Source organism: Bowmanella denitrificans (assembly GCF_002887595.1).
Taxonomy (GTDB): Bacteria; Pseudomonadota; Gammaproteobacteria; order Enterobacterales; family Alteromonadaceae; genus Bowmanella; species Bowmanella denitrificans.
The window spans coordinates 40,653-58,054 of the sequence record NZ_PEBU01000013.1; the positions used below are offsets into that span (position 1 = coordinate 40,653).

Sequence of the window (17,402 nt, forward strand, 5' to 3'; positions counted from 1 at the left end):
ATGGGACTTGATACAAAGTAACGGATAGTCTTCGTCGGCGCCTGCTATGTCAAGAGCACAGGCGCGCAACTGCCGGGGATTTGCGCCAGTCAGGTGGAAAGCTTGAGTGACAGCACATAGTTCTGTTGAACATCGCTGTTGGGCTCATCAGTTGTTGGCCATCGTTATATGCAAACCTGCAGAAATAGACGTCAGTTGGCTATCCTTTTACACTTGGCAGTATGAATTACCTAGCGCATTTATTTCTGGCCCAACCGACCGCCGATTCACAGATGGGCAATCTGCTCGGGGATTTTTGCCGGGGTGTGGATACCTCACAGTTTTCGCCGCCTGTATTGGCGGGGCTGGCTAATCACCGAAAGGTGGACCGATTTACTGATAGCCATTCCGAAGTCAGAGCCTGTAAAGCCCTGTTCAGTGCCAGACGCAGGCGTTTTGCTGGCATCGCCCTGGATGTGCTGTTTGATCATTTTCTGATTCGGCATTGGTCGCATTATTCCAACCAGCCATTCGAGGTATTTTGTCAGGCCAGTTACCAGCGCCTGGCAGAGCGTTTAGAGCATATGCCGCTGCGTATGCAGCGGGTGGTGGGTAGCATGATTGAACAACACTGGCTTGCCCATTATACCAGCCTGGCAGGCGTGGGGCTGGCGCTGGACCGAATTGCCGGACGTATCCGTTTCGCCAATGAATTTTTTGGCAGTGTGGAAGAGATTGAGCGTTATTACCCGGCGTTTGAAGCCTGTTTTACGGCTTTTTTTCCAGAATTGCTCAGGCATACTACACAATCGCCATTAGAAATCAGACAACCACAGTAATAAGGAATATTCGGTCGTGACCTATATGACCCTGCTGCTATTTTTACCCGCGTGCTTTGCACTGAATATGGCCCCCGGCCCAAATAACCTGCTTTCCATGGCCAATGCCAAGCAATATGGCATCAGGGTTGCTTGTTATGCGGGAGTGGGGCGTCTTGTGGCGTTTATGGGGATGATTGCACTGGCCGCCAGTGGTCTTGCTACCGTGCTGTACGCTTCTGAAACCTTGTTTTTTTTCATAAAAATACTCGGTGGACTTTACCTGATATGGATGGCGTTTCAGCTGTGGCGAGCTGAGCCAGTCAATTCTGATCAGACCATGGTGCAAGGCAAAAGTCTGATGCAACTGGCCAGGCAGGAGTTTTTGCTGGCTGCCGGCAATCCTAAGGCGATATTGATTTTCACCGCCTTTCTTCCCCAGTTTATTGATTCGGGCAGGGCGGTTGAAAGTCAGTTTCTGGTTCTGGGGGCGTTGTTTCTGGTTTTGGAGTGGGTCGCGATAGCCATTTATGCGTTTTTTGGCCAATCCCTGCGTCACTGGTTTTCCCGCCCCAGTATGAGGCGTTTGTTTAACCGGCTATGCGCCAGCCTGCTGGGGTCCGCTGGTATTGGCCTTTTGCTTGCACCGCGTCAATAATCCGAAGCCTGGACTTTTGCTCAGTCGGTGAGTCAGGCAATATTGTTGAAGTTTTATTCATGGCCAAAATATAAGAAGCAGGTAATGATCAAACCAATCACCAAAGCAGAGTTTGGAGTTTTCTGGCCGACCTTTGCCGATATTATTCAGGCCCGTGAAACCTATGCTTTTGACCCTGATATGACCCAGGAGCAGGCTTATCAGCTTTGGTGCTTGTCACCACAAAGGGCCTACGCCTATGTGGATGAGGGTGAGGTATTGGGCACATACTACCTGAGGCCAAATGCTATGGGGCCCAGTCGTCATATCAGTAACTGTGGTTATATGGTCGCGCCCGAGGCCAGGGGCAAGGGCGTGGCCCGTAAGATGTGCGAACATTCACAGCAAATCGCGCTTGAGCTTGGTTATAAAGCCATGCAGTTTAATAGTGTGGTTTCCACTAACAAGGTCGCTATTAATCTTTGGCAGACGTTAGGCTTTGAGATTATTGGCATTATCCCCAGGGCTTATGAGCATGGCCAGCTTGGTTATGTGGACAGCTATATTATGTACAAATGGCTGTTATCCTGATGTTCGCATGCCCCTGGAAATAAACGTCCAACAGTCAGCAAGTTATTCAGTTTTGGGTCATTCAGGGTAAAATCAGTTGCTACCCGACAGCAGTGAGCCCAGCCAATGAACAAAACCACCACCAAACTGGAAAATAATCTGATTAAGGCCCTGACTATGGCGTGCGAGGAATTCAAACGCTGGGATATGGGCTTTGACTGGCTGACCCATACGGTCAGTCATAATCGCTTTCCCGACAGCCTGGTGGTCACCTGCGTATTTTTGAGCAAAGCGCAGATGCAGCAAGTGCTAAGCGATAGCCTGGATGCCAGAATGCGTAAGGAAATTCAGACCCGTTTGCTGAAAGCCGGTATTCGCCCCAAAGGTATTCGCCGCAATGTGCGCATGGACAACGAAGAGGATTGCGCCGCGCAGGACAGTGGCAATTGGGCCGCACGACTGGAACGTTTTCGTGGTTGACAACAGGATTCTGGGGCCTATTATATGCGCCTCAGGTGGCAGAGACGCCTGTCCGCAGAAGATGAAATCACTCTGAGCAATTATTAGTAACAGTTCAATTTGAACTAAGTTGGCTTTGCGGAGCGCCATAAAAACTTAGGAGAATTGAATTGTGACTGTCACAACTGATGCCGGTTCGGCATCTTCGCAAAACATACTATCTTCTCCGGCGATCCTGTCGGTATTTCTAAAACTCAGTGTGCCTATGGCCATTGGTATGTTGCTTAATGGTTTGCATACCCTGGTGGACGCCTTGTTTATTGCTCAGTTTGTCGGTGAACAGGCCTTTGCCGCCGTGTCGGCCGTATTCCCGTTGCAGGTGGCCTTGGTTGCTTTGGCGGCGTTATTTGCCAATGGCGCATCAGTGCTGCTAAGCCGCAGTTTGGGGGCGGGGCGTGCGCAAGACGGCCAGCAAATTGTCAGTACCGGCAGCTTTCTGGCCTGGCTAATTGCCGCCATGGTGGCCCTGGCTACCTGGTTTGCTGGGCCACTATTGCTGGCCGCGATGGGGTTGGAGCAAAGCTTGTACGCCGATGCCTGGATCTATTTAATGATCAATGGGGTGGGCTGTGTGGTGCTGTTTAATTTATCCGTGGTGGCTGATGTACATCGCGGCCTGGGCCGCAGTAATACCTTGTTTTTGATTATCCTGCTGGGGGCGCTGGCGAATATTGCACTGGATATTTTGCTGGTTATTTTACTCAATTGGGGCGTCACAGGCGCGGCGCTGGCAACCTTAATATCCCAGGGATTGGCCTGGTGGTATGGGATAAGAGCACTCAACAGCAAGCCAGAATTACGTCAGGCATTACGGCCTTACTGGTATCGCGGCTGGGCCCGGCGCATCTTATTGCAAGGCTTGCCAGTGACGCTGATGTATTTAGGCGGGGCTCTGGTGATGCTGACCTGTACCGTACAGATTGCCAGGCTGGCGGCTGAGCAGGGCGAGGCCATGCTGGCGGCCTATGGTTTGCTGGGGCGGATCAGCATTTTTATCAGTTTGCCGATGATTGCCATGACGCATAGCTGTCAAACCCTGACCGCTTATCACGCCGGAGCTGGCAGCAAACGTCTGGCCAAACAGAGTATTAAGGTAGGGCTGTTGTCAACATCTGGCTATCTGAGCCTGATGGCATTGCTGTTGATGCTGGCCATGCAGTCTATTGCCGGGTTGTTTAGCGACAATCCGCTGCAGGTACATATGGCCACGGATATCGCCAGTTTGCTTTATCTTGCACTACCTTTGGCCGGTATCAGCGCGGTGGCCATTGCTGCCCTGCAGGCGCTGGGTAAACCGCATCTGGCGCTGGTATTGTCATTGGCCAAAACCTACCTGTTTATGATGCCGATGTTGGTGCTACTGGCCTGCTGGGCCGGGCTGGATATGATGTGGTATGCCTTTCCCGGTGCCGAACTGCTGTCGGTTGCTCTGGTGCTAAGCCTGGTATTTATCAGCCGTCGCCATTTATGGTCAACATCTGAGGAGGCGGGTTATGCAACTGGCCATTGAAGAAGTAAAAATTCGCGCCAAGAAATTGCTGAAACAGCTGCGTAGTGGTCAGTCACCTGGTTGGATTACGGTGCAGCGCACATCCGAAGACTGGCAGCTAAAGCATGTACAGCTACTGCTGGCCCGCCAACTGGGATTTGGTGACTGGCAGCATGCCCACCAGATACTAAGCGGGGCAGTGCATGGTGATGCTAAGGTGGATTTTGGTCAGCTCTGGTATGAGCGCGCTTGCGGCACACTGGTGAATCATTGGTTTGCAGATTACCGCGAAGCGCGCCAGGCCTTGCATACGCTTGAAGATCATTGTCTGTATCCTTTTCGTCACCAGTTTGTGGTGGCCGCGCCGTTGTATGCGGAGCTGTTGGGGCTACCTGCTCTGACATCCCCTGAATGGCAGCAGACCAACCGCGATTTGGTGAAGGGCTACGGCGGCTCAGGCTGGCAACAACTAACGTTGCGACGTATTTGCCATAAGCTGGATAGCTTAGGATAAAACCGGCCCGTCAGGTAAGACGGGCCTAATCAACGGCATGACTAATGACTGCTGAAGTGACGGGGTAGGATCAATTCATCCAACTCGATATTGGCACACAGGGTCTGCAGATGCCGGTGCAGCTTGTGTTTGATCTCGGGTATGGCGATATCCGGCCTTGCCTGACTAAGCAGAAATATCGCCAGGAACCCTGCACAACGGACTTTGCTGGACTGTTTCATACCCGCCTCATGAAGTCGAAGCTGGCTTTACCCAAACCGACTCTGTACAGCCAGTAAAGCAACACTGCCAGTACCAGCAGTACCGGAATCGCCAGTACGCTGAGGTGGCGCATAAATTCAGGGAACAGTTTGGCCTGACCGAGAAAAAATGCGGCTGTGGCCATAAACAGCGCAAAACACATGCGCCAAATATGTCGTAGCAGCCCCGCTTTGGCCGACAGGCCACCGCCAACCAGCATTTTCACGTCCATGCCTGCGGCCAGCACGTTGACAAGGGCGAAGAAATAATACGCCTGATAGCCAAAACCGTCTTTTTTGCCGTCAAGGCTGTGCTGCGCGTCAATGGCAAAGCCCAGCAGCATTGCTACAATCCCCAGGGCGCAGCCCAGTAACACAAACTCCAGATTGCGACGCCAGTTGCTGCGCGGTTTAACTGCCAGCCAGGCCGTTGCCACCAAATAGCTGATAAGCAGGCCGTTACACAGGGATAACATAATGCTGCGTTGCCATGCTACCCAGGCACCAGATAGACCGAGCGCCAACATGGACAGCCCAAACACAATCCCGAGCTTCTTATGTAGCGGTGTGGCTTTAGCTAAAGCTAATACCCCGAAGCCTGACAGTATGGCGCTGGTGCCAGCCAGCGCATGTAAGGTGATGCTGAATGAAATCATTTGCAATAGGTCCTGAATGTAAACGCCTATTGCTATTACAAACCTTGTGCCAGAAGTAAAAAAACTATATACAACAATCTGTTATGATTGTTTTGGGTGATATGGGAGGGCACTTAGAGGTGAAATTCCCAAATTCGGGCCAGCATCGTCCCGAAAATGGCATACGGCAATTACGCCAAGGGCAGCTCTATTATGGCGCAGCAACCCGATCCTTCAGGTCGGTTGGTCAGTGATATTTGTCCACCGTGAGCTTCGACAATCTGGCGGCTCAGCACCAGGCCGATTCCCGAGCCGCCTTGCTTAGTGCTGTAATAGGGCACAAACAGGTTGTCCGTATTGCTGATACCGACCCCGTTGTCACAAATATGCAGGTGTAACCGGTCTGCTGAGCATGTCCAGTGAATACAGATTTCCCCTGATTGTTCTGCTTGTTGCATGGCTTCCTGCGCATTCTTTAACAGGTTGATCAGCACCTGCTGCATTTGCACCGGGTCAAGTTGGACCTGCGGTGAGTCTGCATTGAGCAATCTGATGGGCTGTGTGGCAAATAAGGCGATGCAGTTGTCCAGTAGCTCACGCAAGGATGTGGGTTGTTTGTTGGGCGTCGGCAGGCGTGCCAGCTGTTTGTAACCGTCGACAAAACCTTTCAGTCCGGCGGCCCGCTCACCAATCAGTGTCAGCCCATGTTGCAGATCTGTTTGCAGCTCAGCAACGGTTGTGGTTGGCTGCCCAACCAGGCGTTGCAGAGTCTGGCTGATGGACATAATAGGCGAAAGAGAGTTGTTGATTTCATGGCTGATGACCCTGACCAGGCTCTGCCAGGCTTTGTTTTCCTGTTGGCGCAGAATATGACTGACATCGGTGATGAACAGTAATTTGTGCGGTTTACCGGCTTCACGAAAGGCGCGGATGTGTACATTAAAACGTCCCTGGCGCTGGCGCAGTGGCAAGGTCACGGCCTGATGGCTGCCGTCACTGAGGTTATGCAGAGGCTGCAGTTGTTGCAGCAGTTGTGGGTCTGGGCTGCCTTCGTCCACCTGCAACAATACCCTGGCGGCCGGATTGATAAAGCTGATATCGCCCTCTGGGGTAAAGGCCAGGATCGCCACATCAATCTGTTCAATAATGGTTTGCACCAGCAACTGACTTTCCACGGAAATCAGCCGCTGTCTGCTCATTTGTTCCGACAGGGCATTAATCGCCAAGACCAATTCGGCAAAGGCGCCCCGCTGGTGCCCGACTCTTGCTCGCAGGCTGTAGTCCCCGCGGGTTATGGCATCCAACAGGTTGTACAGGCTGCGAAACTGAAACAGCGAACTTTGCCAGATCTGATAGCAGCAATAGCCGATCAGCAAACTGCCGAGCAGCGCCGTCAGCAGAATCAACCAGATGGATATCCTGGCCTGCACCATTACCAGCAGGGCCAATAAAAACACCGGCAGCGCTGCCAACAGGCAGAGTCTGACCAGTCGCAGTTCAAAGGCTAAGGGGCGGTGCATGCGCTATTTTTCCAGACGGCGGTAAAATGCACTGCGGCTCAGTCCCAGCGACTCGGCGGCGCGAATGGCATTGCCATCGAAATATGCCAGGCGCTGGCGGATAAGTTCCGCTTCAATGATCTCCAGAGAGCGTAAGTCTGCTTCGTTATTGCCAGCAATGGCATTGTCAGCAGTCCCGGCGGTGTTATTCAAACCAAGATCCTGTGGGCCAATTTTACCGGAACGGCATAAGATATGTGCGCGTTCCATCATATGTTGTAGCTCCCTGACATTGCCTGGCCAAGCATAGGTTTGCAGGGTATGTTGAGCCGCTGAATCAATACTCAATCTGGGTTGGTTGTACTTGCGCGCCACCTTATCCAGAAAGGCCATCGCCAGGGGCAAAATATCCTCTTTGCGCTGCCTTAGCGGTGGGATCTGAATTTCTACGGTATTTAGCCGGTACAACAAATCTTTGCGAAAAGTCCCCAGTCTGACGGCTTCACCCAAATCAGCGTTGGTGGCACAAATCAGGCGAATATTTACTTGCTGGGTTTTACTGGAACCAACCTTTTCAAACTGACTGTCTTCCAACACACGCAATAATTTGCCTTGCTGAGAATAGGGCGTATTGGCGATTTCATCCAGAAACAAGGTGCCCTGGTCGGCCAGTTCGAATCGGCCGATACGTGCGGCCTTGGCATCAGTAAAAGCGCCTTTGACGTGACCGAACATTTCACTTTCAAACAGACTTTCTGTGACCGCACCCATATTCACCGATACCAGGGGAGTCTGGTTGCGATGGGACAAATCGTGGATATAGCGCGCATACAGGCTTTTCCCTGTGCCGTTTTCACCGGTCAGCAAGATACTGGCGTCAGTAAAGGCCACCTGCTGGATCAGAGCCATCAATTCTTTACTGCTATCAGATTCGGCCACCATTTGCGTGTCGCCGCTCAGTTCGGCTTGCAGCAGTTGATTGTGACCGGATAATTTCTGACTGTGCCGCTGAATGCCCGCTAATTTCAACTGATTCTGCACTATGGCCATCAGCCGATCATTTTCCCAGGGTTTTTGGATAAAGTCGTTGGCACCCAGTCGCATACTTGCCACCGCTACATCAATGCTGCCCCAACCCGACATGACAACAATCGGCAGGCAATCGTCCTGTTGGCGGATGCGTTGGAGCAGTTCCAGACCTTCTTCACCTGACGTGGTGTCCCTGCTGTAATTGAGATCCATCAGCAGCAACTGCACATCCCGTTGCGCCAAAATGGTCAGCACTTCTTTGGGGGAACTGGCCATGATGGTTTGGTAGCCTTCGGCTTTCATTAACAGACCCAGGGCGGAGAGTACGCCCGGGTCGTCGTCGGCAATCAATAAGTGTTCAGACATGGATTATCCAATCCGCTAGTCGGCAGCCTTGAACTTGTTGCCAGGGCAGCCGACCATTATTCATAACGTAACGCCACCGCCGGTTCCATACTAAGGGCTCGTCTGGTTGGCAGCCAGGTGGCAGTGAGCACCACTGCACCTATTATCAGAATCAGTAGGGTGGCAATCAAAAACAGCGCCTGTGGTGGCGTAGCCATAACCTGTGACATGCCGTAGCCTAACCCGCAGCCGACGATTAAGCCAGGGATCCCCCCCCACAACAGTTGTGCAGCACCGGCAAGTAAAAGCTGTCTGGCAATGCGCTGTTCGCAGGCGCCCAGCGCCCGTTTCACGCCGATTTCCTGGGTGCGTTGACGTATGGTATTAGACATCAGGCCATAGATGCCGCTGGCGGTCAGTAACACCGTGGCGCAGCCAAACAATAAGAACACGCCGCTTAAAAAACGCATTGGGCCTGTTTTGCGGGTCAGGAACGCCTGGTAGGTTTCAATGCGGTAGGCCGGTAATTCCGGATCCAGGCTTTGCAGGGTTTTACGCAGGGCCAGGGTGGCACTGTGTACATCAGATTTTAACCGCATTGCCAACACCATTTGTGCCTGAGGCAATTGGCTGTATGGCCTGAACACGCTGGGCATACGGCCATCGGCGGAACTGGGTTTGTCCTGACTGACATGGCGCACCACGCCGACAATGGTCAGCCAATGTGGTGTTTGTCCATCATAGTCCACCACTCGAATGCGTTTACCCAAAGGCGATTGGTCACCAAAGTGGGCTGTGACGAAACTGTCGGTGACTATGACGGTGGCTTTATCCTGCCCTTCGTCCTGGGCGCTGAAATAGCGGCCCTGGCGCAACTCAACCCCAAGCTTTGCCAGGCTGCCCGGCATGACCAGAATATGATTGGCTCTGGGGAAACTGGTTTGCTGATCGCTCAGGTACTCCTTACCGTCAATCGCAATGGCCGTCACCGGTGCCGGCATACCAGGTAAGGCCGTGCTAATCATCACATCCCCCAGGGCGCTTTGTTGTTGTAATTGTGATTGCAGTTGGTTGAATAACGTCACCTGCTGCTGCGCTTGGCTGTACCGGCTGGAGGGCAACAGCACACTGGCGATCAGAATATTGTCGGTTTTTACCCCATAGTCTGCCCTTTCTTCAAGGTAACGGGATACCACAATCACGCCAGCAACAATCAAGATAGTCAATGACAAAAATATTTCGCTGATCACCAGCACACGGTTGAGGCGCCCGGTTTTCTTGCTGAGCGCCCCACGGGTTCCGTCACGCAGCACCTGATTGAAATCGCCGCCGGAGTTTTTCCAGGCGGGCAGGAATCCAGTAATAAAGATGGTGGAGACTAAGAACAGCAGGAAAACTTTCAGGGTAAAGGCATCGATACCAAACTTAAACCAGAACACCTGGCGGCCATAGCTGAAGCTGGCGGTTACCCGTTCGGTGACCTCCAGCCCCCAGGCCAGCAGCAACAGGCCAATAATGCCACCTAATGTGCAGATTAAAATACTTTCCCACAGTAACTGGCTAATCAATCTGGCGCGCGGAGCCCCCAAAGCCATGCGAATGGCGGTTTCCTTGCCACGCTCGATGGCGCGTGACAACAGCAGGTTGCCAACATTGAATGACGCCAGAAACAGAATTAGTACGGCCGCCACCTGCATGGAATAAACCACAGCAATGCCGTCTTCGGCCACCGACAGAGGAATACTATGGCAATAGGCACCCAAGCCACTATTGGTCTGTGGGTAGCGCTGCGCCAGCCGCTCCATCAGCAGGGCCAATTGCTGATTCACCTCGGTGGTGCTGTAGCCAGATTTAATATGCGCCAGTCCGTAGACCCGCCCTGCTTGCTGACGTGACACCGCGGCGGGAGATTCATTGAGGGGTAACCAGAGCTCCGCCACATTCGGGAACAGGTAATCCTGCGGCATCACGCCCAGGATGCGGTGGCTGACACCATCGATTTTAACCTGTCGTTCCAGTATATCGCTGGCCCCGGCAAACTGGCTTTTCCAAAGGTCATAGCCAATCACTACCACAGGTTCTGCACCAGGCAGATTTTCCGCCTGGTTGAAGGTGCGGCCCATCAGCGGCTGAGTGCGGGTAAGCTGAAAAATATTCGGCTCGGCTCTGACTCCGCTGTAACGCACTGCACCGTCGCGTCCTGACAAATTGACCGTCACATTGCGATAGGCACCCATCTCGTCCAAACCCTGAACGGCTTCTCGCAACATCTGATAGTCTTGGTAATTCAGCGGGTTACCTTCCAGCGCGCCATGCCGGGACTGGCTGATTTGTACCAGGCTGTCACCGTCGGTAAACGGCAAGTCTTTAAACACCATAGTGTTGATAAAGGAAAATAAGTACAGGCTCAGCCCGATACCGGCTGCCATTACCAGGGTGGTGAGTGCGGTAAACCCCGGACTTTTGGCCAGCAGACGCAGTGCATAGCGGCAATCACTTAGCATAAACATGGTGCTTGTCCTCACTTTGCGGGTTGAGCTGCAGCCTGTCAGAGACAATGCGGCCGTCAAGCACTTCCAGCCGACGCTTGGCCTGGCTGGCTGAGCGGGGATCGTGCGTGACCATACAGATGGTGGCGCCGTCGGCATGCAACTTGTCTAATAACTGCATCACCGCCTCGGCATTTTTGGAGTCCAGGTTACCTGTGGGTTCGTCGGCCAGTAATAAAGAAGGTTTGCCGGCAATGGCCCGCGCAACGGCGACTCGTTGTTGCTGACCGCCGGATAATTGCGACGGATAATGCTTGGCACGATGAGACATGTCCACCTTATCCAGCGCGTCTTTTACCCATTGTTTGCGCTGGGCCTTACTCAGATCGCGCCGATAGGTCAGGGGCAAGGCCACATTTTCTTTCACATCCAGATCGCTGATAAGGTTAAAAGACTGGAAAATAAAGCCAATTTCCTGGTTACGGATCCTGGCGCGCTCTTTATTGGGCAGGTTGGACACGTCATGTCCGGCCAGCACATAGCGACCGGCTGTGGCAGTATCCAGTAAGCCCAATACCGATAGCAGGGTTGACTTACCGCAGCCGGAAGGGCCGGAAATTGACACATAGTCACCCTTGGCGATGCTCAGCGAAATATCACTCAGCGCATGGGTTTCCAATTCTTCCGAGTAATACACTTTCTTAAGATTATCTATTTTTATCAATAGGTTGTTCATAATCGCTCACTTAGTGGCTGTGCTATTCTAGCTTAGTTGATACGAAACTTGGGATAGCCGCTGAAACGGCTGGGATCTGAGGTGACGACCAGGTCGCCGGCTTGCAGACCGTCCAGGATCTGGATTTGGTTAATTGAGCCCTGGCCAAGGGAAACCGGCACTAACTCGGCGAAGTTCCGGTCCTGGCTAAGTTTGTACAGGGTCGTCTGACTCTGACTTTGGGCGTATAAAGGTCGGTCAACAAACAGGGTGTCGGCGATATTGCTAATATGAATTTCGCCATCCACCGACAGCGCCGGGCGGGCGTCATCGGGCATCGGGCCAGACAACGCCACATCCACCTGTACCTTGCCACCTGTTACGGCAGGATCCACCCTGATGACCTGCCCCTGGATGGTGCTGTTGCGGGTATCAATAGTGACCTTCTGGCCTGGTGTAACAGCTTTAATCTGAATTTCAGGTACCTGTAGCTCGGCAATCAAACTATTGTGCTGGGCCAGTTTGGCCAGGTTTTCGCCCATCAGAATGCGTTTGCCTGGTTCCAGCGGCACTTCCAGCACAATGCTGTCCATACTGGCCCGTACCTGCAGGCTGTCTACTTGTTGTTGCAGTTGTTCGTGTGCTTTGCGGGCTTTTTCTAATCTGGCCTGACGGGCGGCAGCCTGGGCAATCAGGTTGTCCTGCATTTTCAGCAGTTCCTGCTCACTGATTTGCAGGCGCTGACGGAACTGCTCGGTTTCCAGTTTAGTACGCTCATAAGTCAGTTGGGAGATGGCACCGCTGGATTGTTTAAGCAGTTTTGTTTCGGCGTTGTATTTCAGCAAACTACTGTCATAGTCCAGTTTTGCGTTCAACAATCTGGCTCGCTGAGCCAACACCGCGGACTCTTGCGCCACCTGACCGGCCTTGATATCTGCTTGCAGAGCGGTCAGCTCCCAACTGGCTTCCTCCAGTTGTCTTTCAAGTCTTGGATTGCTGAGTATGGCTATCAGGTCCCCTTGTTTAACCTGGTGGCCCGCTTTGACGATAAGTTGTTCCACTTTGGCGTCCACATTGGCCGACAGCCAACGTATATGTTCCGGGCTCAGTACGCCGCTGCCTCTGACCGAAACATGAAAATTCCCGCGCTGCACTTTACTGAAAACGATGGAGTCAGCGGCGACGGCATAATCAGCCTGGCCGAGCAGCCACCAATATCTGGCAGCCACACTCACTACAAGTACCAACCCCAGGCCCAGCAGGTAAGGCCGGATACGCAGGGCAGGGCGTTTTTGAATGGCGATATCCATCTGATATTTCCCGGTTTGTGATTAAAGGTCGCCGGATGCTGGGCGACCAAGGGGCTAAATCAGAAAGCAATCAGGAACTATGCCAAGGTTTAATGCATTGAAATATAAGAAATAATTTGATGTGGTTTGTGATTCGTCCCATTTTTGGGACAAACAAAGGGAAGCCGTCCCAGTTTTGCTCATGGCACAATGATACAACGGCAGTCCCCGCATAGGGCGACTGCCGCAATCTGATTAGCCGCTGACGTGACGGGCATCCCGCTCCGCTACCAGGCGGTTGATTTGCTCGTCGGCCGGGCGAATTTCAAACGGGCCGACACCCACGCCAGGGTGCGCAGACATCAATTCAATGGCATGCTGCATATCCCGTGCTTCCAACAGCAAGATACCGCCCAGCACCTCTTTGGTTTCAGCATAAGGACCGTCTGTTGCTTTAATCCGGCCATTTTGCTTGCGCAGGGTAACGGCCTGACCGGCACTGGCCAATGCCTCACCACCGAGAAAATGACCGCCACGACGCAATACATCATCGTATGCAAAGCATTTTTCCATTAGCTGCGCGGCTTCATCGTCACTGATGTCCTGCCACATGGACTCATCCAGATAACCTAAACAAATAAACTTCATCTTCGTCTCCTTTTGGGTTGTTTCAGCCTCTGGTCGAACGGGCATGTCAGGCGATCGACATTTTTGCCAGGGTGCAGTGGGTTTTTATGTTGCCTTAACCATCGCCCAGTAACTTTCTGAGTTTTTCTTCGGCAAGCTCAGCCGGGGTTTTTTCGGAATCTGGTTTGGTGTCGGTATTTTCTGGGGGCGATTGACTGTCATCACCAAATAAGGCCGCCAGCTTGGCTTTGGCCTCTGCACGTTTATCCCGGTAACCGCCCTGATAGGCACCGTCGGTGGGTTTGAAATAATCGCAGAAGTTGGCCTTTTCTTTATCGTTAGGCGGCTCTGCGCGCGGTTCGTTGCAGTGCCTGTTATCAAAAAACTCACAGCATTTGCAGCAGTGCAGATCTGCCCCGCAGGTTGAGCATTCTTCTCTGCGTGATAACGGCAGCAGCAAGCCGCTAAGGGCTGCGCCACATTGCCAGCATTGCAGATTGGTAGTCATGGTCTTTATCCGTCTGCTCTTGGTGGCTTCAGCTTAGTCGTATTGCTGCAGCCTTGACAGTGGCGGCCACAGAAATTGGCTATTAAGCATAAAGCCCGGGCTCGTCTGAGCCCGGCAGCACCTGATTATTTAACGGGAGCAAGAACCAAGCGGCCATAGCTGATAAACACACACAGCACCGCCACGGTTAGCCAGTAATACAGGGGACCGGCGTTAGCTTCACCCGATTGCCAATGCAGCAGGCTGAAAAGCAGCATGGTTGCGGCGATCACCAGCGAAGCAAACGGGGCTAGTATGGCGCCAGGTTTATATAAAAGCGGTAAAACCAGACACAGGCTACATAGCAGTTCAAGTACACCCAGTCCCAGCCAGGCCGCATTTGGAATGGCGGCCAAAGACGGCATGCCCTGAGCAGGGTTGCTGAATTTCCACAGTGCACCTATGGCAGTATGTACCGCCAGCAATACTTGCAAGATCCATAACAGAATATTCATACTTATGCTCCTTGCTCGGTTGCCGGGCCTTCAATCAGGCGGATATCCATGTTATCCAGTCTGACTCTGTCCATTACCACATCGATGCTGGTGATCTTGCCGTCAGTGATACTAAAGCAGAACGCCACCATGGTTGTGCCATTTGCCCCCCAGGTTGCCCCTGGTATGCCGTCCACCAAGCTAAGCATGGCCCCCATTGCCTTGCCTTTAAGCGTATTGGCCACCTTAGTTGCCCCTGACATCTCTGCTTCAAATTGCGGCGCACCCTTAGCCTGATTAGCCTTAGTGATTTTCAGAGCAGTGGCATCCGCACGCAGAATGGCATCCGGGTGCAGCAAACTCAGCAGTGCCTGAAAGTCACCTTGTCTGGATGCCTGCAGAAAAGCGGCAACCAGATGCTGCTGCTGGGTATCATCCTGTCTGCGTGATTTGGCGCCCTGAACCTGGCGGCGGGCGCGGCTGGCCAGTTGCCTGGTGGCTGCTTCTGAACGTTCGATAATAGGTGCAATATCGGCAAAGCTGAGATCAAACAGATCATGCAGGACAAATGCGATACGCTCAGGGGGAGAGAGGGTGTCCAGTAGCAGTAACAGAGCAGGTCCCAGTGAGTCGGCAATCAGCAGCTCGGTTTCCGGTCCTTGTTGGTTGCCGATTGGCAAGTCCAGCGCCGCATCGTCTGCCTCTGGCTTGCGTGCCCGTAACTGGTCCAGACAGATGCGTGATACAACAGTTATTAACCAACCCTGCAGATTGTTTATCTGTTCGGCGTCACTGCGATTAAGCCTGAGCCAGGCTTCCTGCACCGCGTCTTCGGCTTCATTGCTTGAGCCCAGCATCCGGTAAGCCACCGACTGAAGATGTTGGCGATGGCGGTTGAAATGCTCTGCCAACCAGTCCTGTTTGTTCATGGTATATCCTGTATTGTTTAAGTGTTGATTCACAGCCCCAAAAGGACTCAATCAAGATGACGAACGACACTATATCAATGTGACAAAAATCGCGGGTTTATTTTTAATTAATTGAAAATAAAGAAGATAAATTTATTCCTATGGATTAGGTATAGCTTGCATCAAGCCAGCATGCATGACCTGCTGGCTATTCTGCCATGGCGATAATGTCTTAGGCAGGCGAAGGAGGATTACACCTGCACAACCTGTAAATTACGCTCCTGCAAAGCCTGCACAATAGCAGCATCAGCGTCCTGGTCGGTGATCAGCACATCCAGTTCCCGCACATTGGCCACCTGGTGGTTGGAAATCAACCCCAACCGATCTACCCCGCCCATCACAATGGTTTGGTCTGCCTGCTCGACAGAGACGCGCATAATTTCCGCTTCCTCCAGATACTTGGCCGAAAAGCCCCGCTCCGGGTGCAGTGCACAGGCACCGGTAAAATAGCTGTCAAAGCGCATCTTGCGCAGGGTATTTGTGGCAGCGGTGCCCACGCAGCGCAGCGCTGGTTTAAAAAAGGTGCCGCCCAGCAGAATCACTTCGACCTTTTCATGGTGCACCAGCTCGCAAGCGATCAGAGGGCAAGCGCTGACTACGGTCAGCGGCATATCTCTGGGAATCGCTTTTGCCAGATACAGGCAGGTTTCGCCGGAGTTCAGCAATATTGTCTGGCGTGGCTGAATAAAAGCCAGCGCAGCATTGGCACGCTTTTGTTTGGCCGGGTGTTTAACTTCCAGCCGATCGGCATAGTCCGGCACATCCAGTTGCATGGGCAGAGCACCGCCATGCACCCGGCGCAGCATCTGTCGCTCTCCCAACTGATTAAGATCACGGCGCACCGTATCTTCCGATACCCCTAATTGTTGGGCGAGATCAGCAGCATAAACCCGGCCCTTATGATTCAGTTCTTTAAGGATCAGAGACTGGCGTTCGGCCAATAGCATGATATTTCCTGTTTATGCATGTTTTTGCCGATTTTACTTGAACATCCTGCATGAGCAAGGGTATATTTTGCTTGTTGTTGCCTGTTTTTGCTTTTTCTTGGTCTGAAACGGGCAGTTCTGTGCAAACTCACGGTTTTTTATTAAAGGAGAGCCGATGGACAGTTTTTCTCTGGAGCTGGATCGTTATCAGGCGGTCATTTTCGATATGGACGGTACGTTGCTGGACTCATCAACCGCCATTCGCGAGGTATTCCATACTTGGTGCCAACGCCACCAATTAGATTTGGAGCAAGTACTGACTATGTGCCACGGATCCAGGGTACGGGATTTTCTGGATCAGTTAGCGCCGCATTTAGATGCGGACGAAGAGGACGGCTGGTTGTTTGCTGAGGAAGCCAGAGTGACAACGGGGGTTGTACCGATCTCAGGTGCCAGCGAATGGTTGCAACGCGTGTCTGCTCTGAATATGCCATGGGGGATCGCCACCTCAAGCAACAGGTCAGTCGCTTTGGCTCGTCTGAATGCGGCCAATTTGCCGGTCCCTGAGGTGCTGATTACTGGTGACCAGGTTGAACAGGGCAAGCCGCATCCGCAGCATTTTTTGCTGGCGGCAGAAAAACTCGGCGTCAATCCAGCCAGGTGCCTGGCATTTGAAGATTCGCCAAACGGCATTTTATCTGCACAATCAGCCGGTTGCGATGTCATCGTAATCGGGGAATCGGCACATGCCTCGGCGCAAGCACAGCAGGTTGTGGCCAGGTTGCGGGACTATCAGCCGTTGCTGGCGGCGCAGGCTTAATACGGGACACAGCAATGGAAAATGTCACCAGATTACAGAGCCAGGAAAAATACTGGGATATCGCGGGCATTGTTATTGGCCTGATGGGCTGCCTGGCGCAACTTACTCAAGTCGTCAGTGAATGGCAGCGCAGTGAACCTGCCACTATGTCGCTGGCCTTTGTTATCGGCTATTGGTTGGTGTTTGCTTTCTGGCTGGCTTACGGGCTGTTTTTTAAGCGCCCGGCCATTATTGTCACCAACAGTATTGCCTTGCTTTTACAAAGTGCCTTGCTGATGGCGCAGCTATAAATTAGCGCGAGACCAAGTACAAGG

The 17,402-nt window shown here is 52.6% G+C and carries 20 protein-coding genes; 8 read left to right on the forward strand and 12 right to left on the reverse strand.

Translation table 11 applies throughout. The features are described 5' to 3' along the window. The first annotated feature begins 221 nt into the window (after positions 1-221). The 6 genes from CSR04_RS20175 to CSR04_RS20200 all read left to right on the forward strand — a co-directional run bounded on the left by CSR04_RS20175 (position 222) and on the right by CSR04_RS20200 (position 4,526). On the forward strand, positions 222-818 hold the full coding sequence (locus tag CSR04_RS20175) for an acyl carrier protein phosphodiesterase (protein ID WP_102798147.1): 597 nt from the start codon (positions 222-224) through the stop codon (positions 816-818). Positions 819-843: 25 nt separating this feature from the next. Beyond that, on the forward strand, positions 844-1,455 hold the full coding sequence (locus tag CSR04_RS20180; protein WP_245921793.1) for a LysE family translocator: 612 nt from the start codon (positions 844-846) through the stop codon (positions 1,453-1,455). Between the two features lie 84 nt (positions 1,456-1,539). After that, positions 1,540-2,025 carry a GNAT family N-acetyltransferase gene (locus CSR04_RS20185; RefSeq protein WP_102798236.1) on the forward strand — a complete coding sequence of 162 codons (486 nt, stop codon included), beginning with the start codon at positions 1,540-1,542 and terminating at the stop codon, positions 2,023-2,025. 105 nt (positions 2,026-2,130) lie between these two features. Continuing rightward, complete coding sequence (locus CSR04_RS20190) at positions 2,131-2,484, forward strand: Fis family transcriptional regulator (RefSeq protein WP_102798149.1); 354 nt, start codon at positions 2,131-2,133, stop codon at positions 2,482-2,484. 151 nt (positions 2,485-2,635) lie between these two features. Beyond that, positions 2,636-4,033 carry an MATE family efflux transporter gene (locus CSR04_RS20195; protein ID WP_146027214.1) on the forward strand — a complete coding sequence of 466 codons (1,398 nt, stop codon included), beginning with the start codon at positions 2,636-2,638 and terminating at the stop codon, positions 4,031-4,033. Continuing rightward, positions 4,017-4,526 carry a hypothetical protein gene (locus tag CSR04_RS20200; RefSeq protein ID WP_102798151.1) on the forward strand — a complete coding sequence of 170 codons (510 nt, stop codon included), beginning with the start codon at positions 4,017-4,019 and terminating at the stop codon, positions 4,524-4,526. Before CSR04_RS20195 ends, CSR04_RS20200 begins: the two co-directional genes overlap by 17 nt. Before the next feature lie 41 nt (positions 4,527-4,567). On the opposite strand, the gene CSR04_RS20205 is transcribed toward CSR04_RS20200, so the two are convergent. From CSR04_RS20205 to CSR04_RS20260, 12 genes are all read right to left on the reverse strand, one after another. Beyond that, entirely contained in the window at positions 4,568-4,747 is a 180-nt protein-coding gene (locus CSR04_RS20205; protein WP_102798152.1) for a hypothetical protein, read from the reverse strand. Continuing rightward, entirely contained in the window at positions 4,744-5,421 is a 678-nt protein-coding gene (locus CSR04_RS20210) for a hypothetical protein (RefSeq protein ID WP_102798153.1), read from the reverse strand. The genes CSR04_RS20205 and CSR04_RS20210 overlap by 4 nt, the downstream gene beginning before the upstream one ends. A 170-nt stretch (positions 5,422-5,591) precedes the next feature. Continuing rightward, positions 5,592-6,920 (reverse strand): sensor histidine kinase, encoded by a 1,329-nt coding sequence (locus tag CSR04_RS20215; RefSeq protein WP_102798154.1) that lies wholly within the window; start codon positions 6,918-6,920, stop codon positions 5,592-5,594. Positions 6,921-6,923: 3 nt separating this feature from the next. Then, positions 6,924-8,294: a sigma-54-dependent transcriptional regulator gene (locus CSR04_RS20220; RefSeq protein WP_102798155.1), complete on the reverse strand. Its 1,371-nt coding sequence runs from the start codon at positions 8,292-8,294 to the stop codon at positions 6,924-6,926. A gap of 56 nt (positions 8,295-8,350) precedes the next feature. Continuing rightward, complete coding sequence (locus CSR04_RS20225) at positions 8,351-10,783, reverse strand: ABC transporter permease (RefSeq protein ID WP_102798156.1); 2,433 nt, start codon at positions 10,781-10,783, stop codon at positions 8,351-8,353. Beyond that, on the reverse strand, positions 10,767-11,498 hold the full coding sequence (locus CSR04_RS20230; RefSeq protein ID WP_102798157.1) for an ABC transporter ATP-binding protein: 732 nt from the start codon (positions 11,496-11,498) through the stop codon (positions 10,767-10,769). The genes CSR04_RS20225 and CSR04_RS20230 overlap by 17 nt, the downstream gene beginning before the upstream one ends. 32 nt (positions 11,499-11,530) lie before the next feature. Then, the gene (locus CSR04_RS20235; protein WP_102798158.1) at positions 11,531-12,787 is read right to left on the reverse strand and encodes an efflux RND transporter periplasmic adaptor subunit; all 1,257 of its coding nucleotides are present in this window, start codon (positions 12,785-12,787) and stop codon (positions 11,531-11,533) included. Between the two features lie 234 nt (positions 12,788-13,021). After that, the gene (locus tag CSR04_RS20240; protein WP_102798159.1) at positions 13,022-13,414 is read right to left on the reverse strand and encodes a YciI family protein; all 393 of its coding nucleotides are present in this window, start codon (positions 13,412-13,414) and stop codon (positions 13,022-13,024) included. A gap of 94 nt (positions 13,415-13,508) precedes the next feature. Further along, complete coding sequence (locus CSR04_RS20245; RefSeq protein WP_172449442.1) at positions 13,509-13,901, reverse strand: hypothetical protein; 393 nt, start codon at positions 13,899-13,901, stop codon at positions 13,509-13,511. 125 nt (positions 13,902-14,026) lie between these two features. Continuing rightward, the gene (locus tag CSR04_RS20250) at positions 14,027-14,395 is read right to left on the reverse strand and encodes a DoxX family protein (protein ID WP_102798160.1); all 369 of its coding nucleotides are present in this window, start codon (positions 14,393-14,395) and stop codon (positions 14,027-14,029) included. A 2-nt stretch (positions 14,396-14,397) separates the two neighbouring features. Continuing rightward, entirely contained in the window at positions 14,398-15,303 is a 906-nt protein-coding gene (locus tag CSR04_RS20255; protein ID WP_102798161.1) for a sigma-70 family RNA polymerase sigma factor, read from the reverse strand. A 230-nt stretch (positions 15,304-15,533) separates the two neighbouring features. Beyond that, a complete protein-coding gene (locus tag CSR04_RS20260) occupies positions 15,534-16,289 on the reverse strand; it encodes a DeoR/GlpR family DNA-binding transcription regulator (RefSeq protein ID WP_102798162.1) in 756 nt (251 codons plus the stop codon). Between the two features lie 154 nt (positions 16,290-16,443). Here CSR04_RS20260 and CSR04_RS20265 point away from each other — a divergent pair, with 154 nt between their 5' ends. Together CSR04_RS20265 and CSR04_RS20270 are read left to right on the forward strand one after the other, a co-directional pair. Beyond that, positions 16,444-17,088 carry an HAD family hydrolase gene (locus tag CSR04_RS20265; RefSeq protein WP_102798163.1) on the forward strand — a complete coding sequence of 215 codons (645 nt, stop codon included), beginning with the start codon at positions 16,444-16,446 and terminating at the stop codon, positions 17,086-17,088. A 14-nt stretch (positions 17,089-17,102) separates the two neighbouring features. Then, positions 17,103-17,378, forward strand: a complete 276-nt coding sequence (locus tag CSR04_RS20270; RefSeq protein ID WP_102798164.1) for a SemiSWEET family transporter — start codon at positions 17,103-17,105, stop codon at positions 17,376-17,378. Positions 17,379-17,402: the final 24 nt, after the last annotated feature.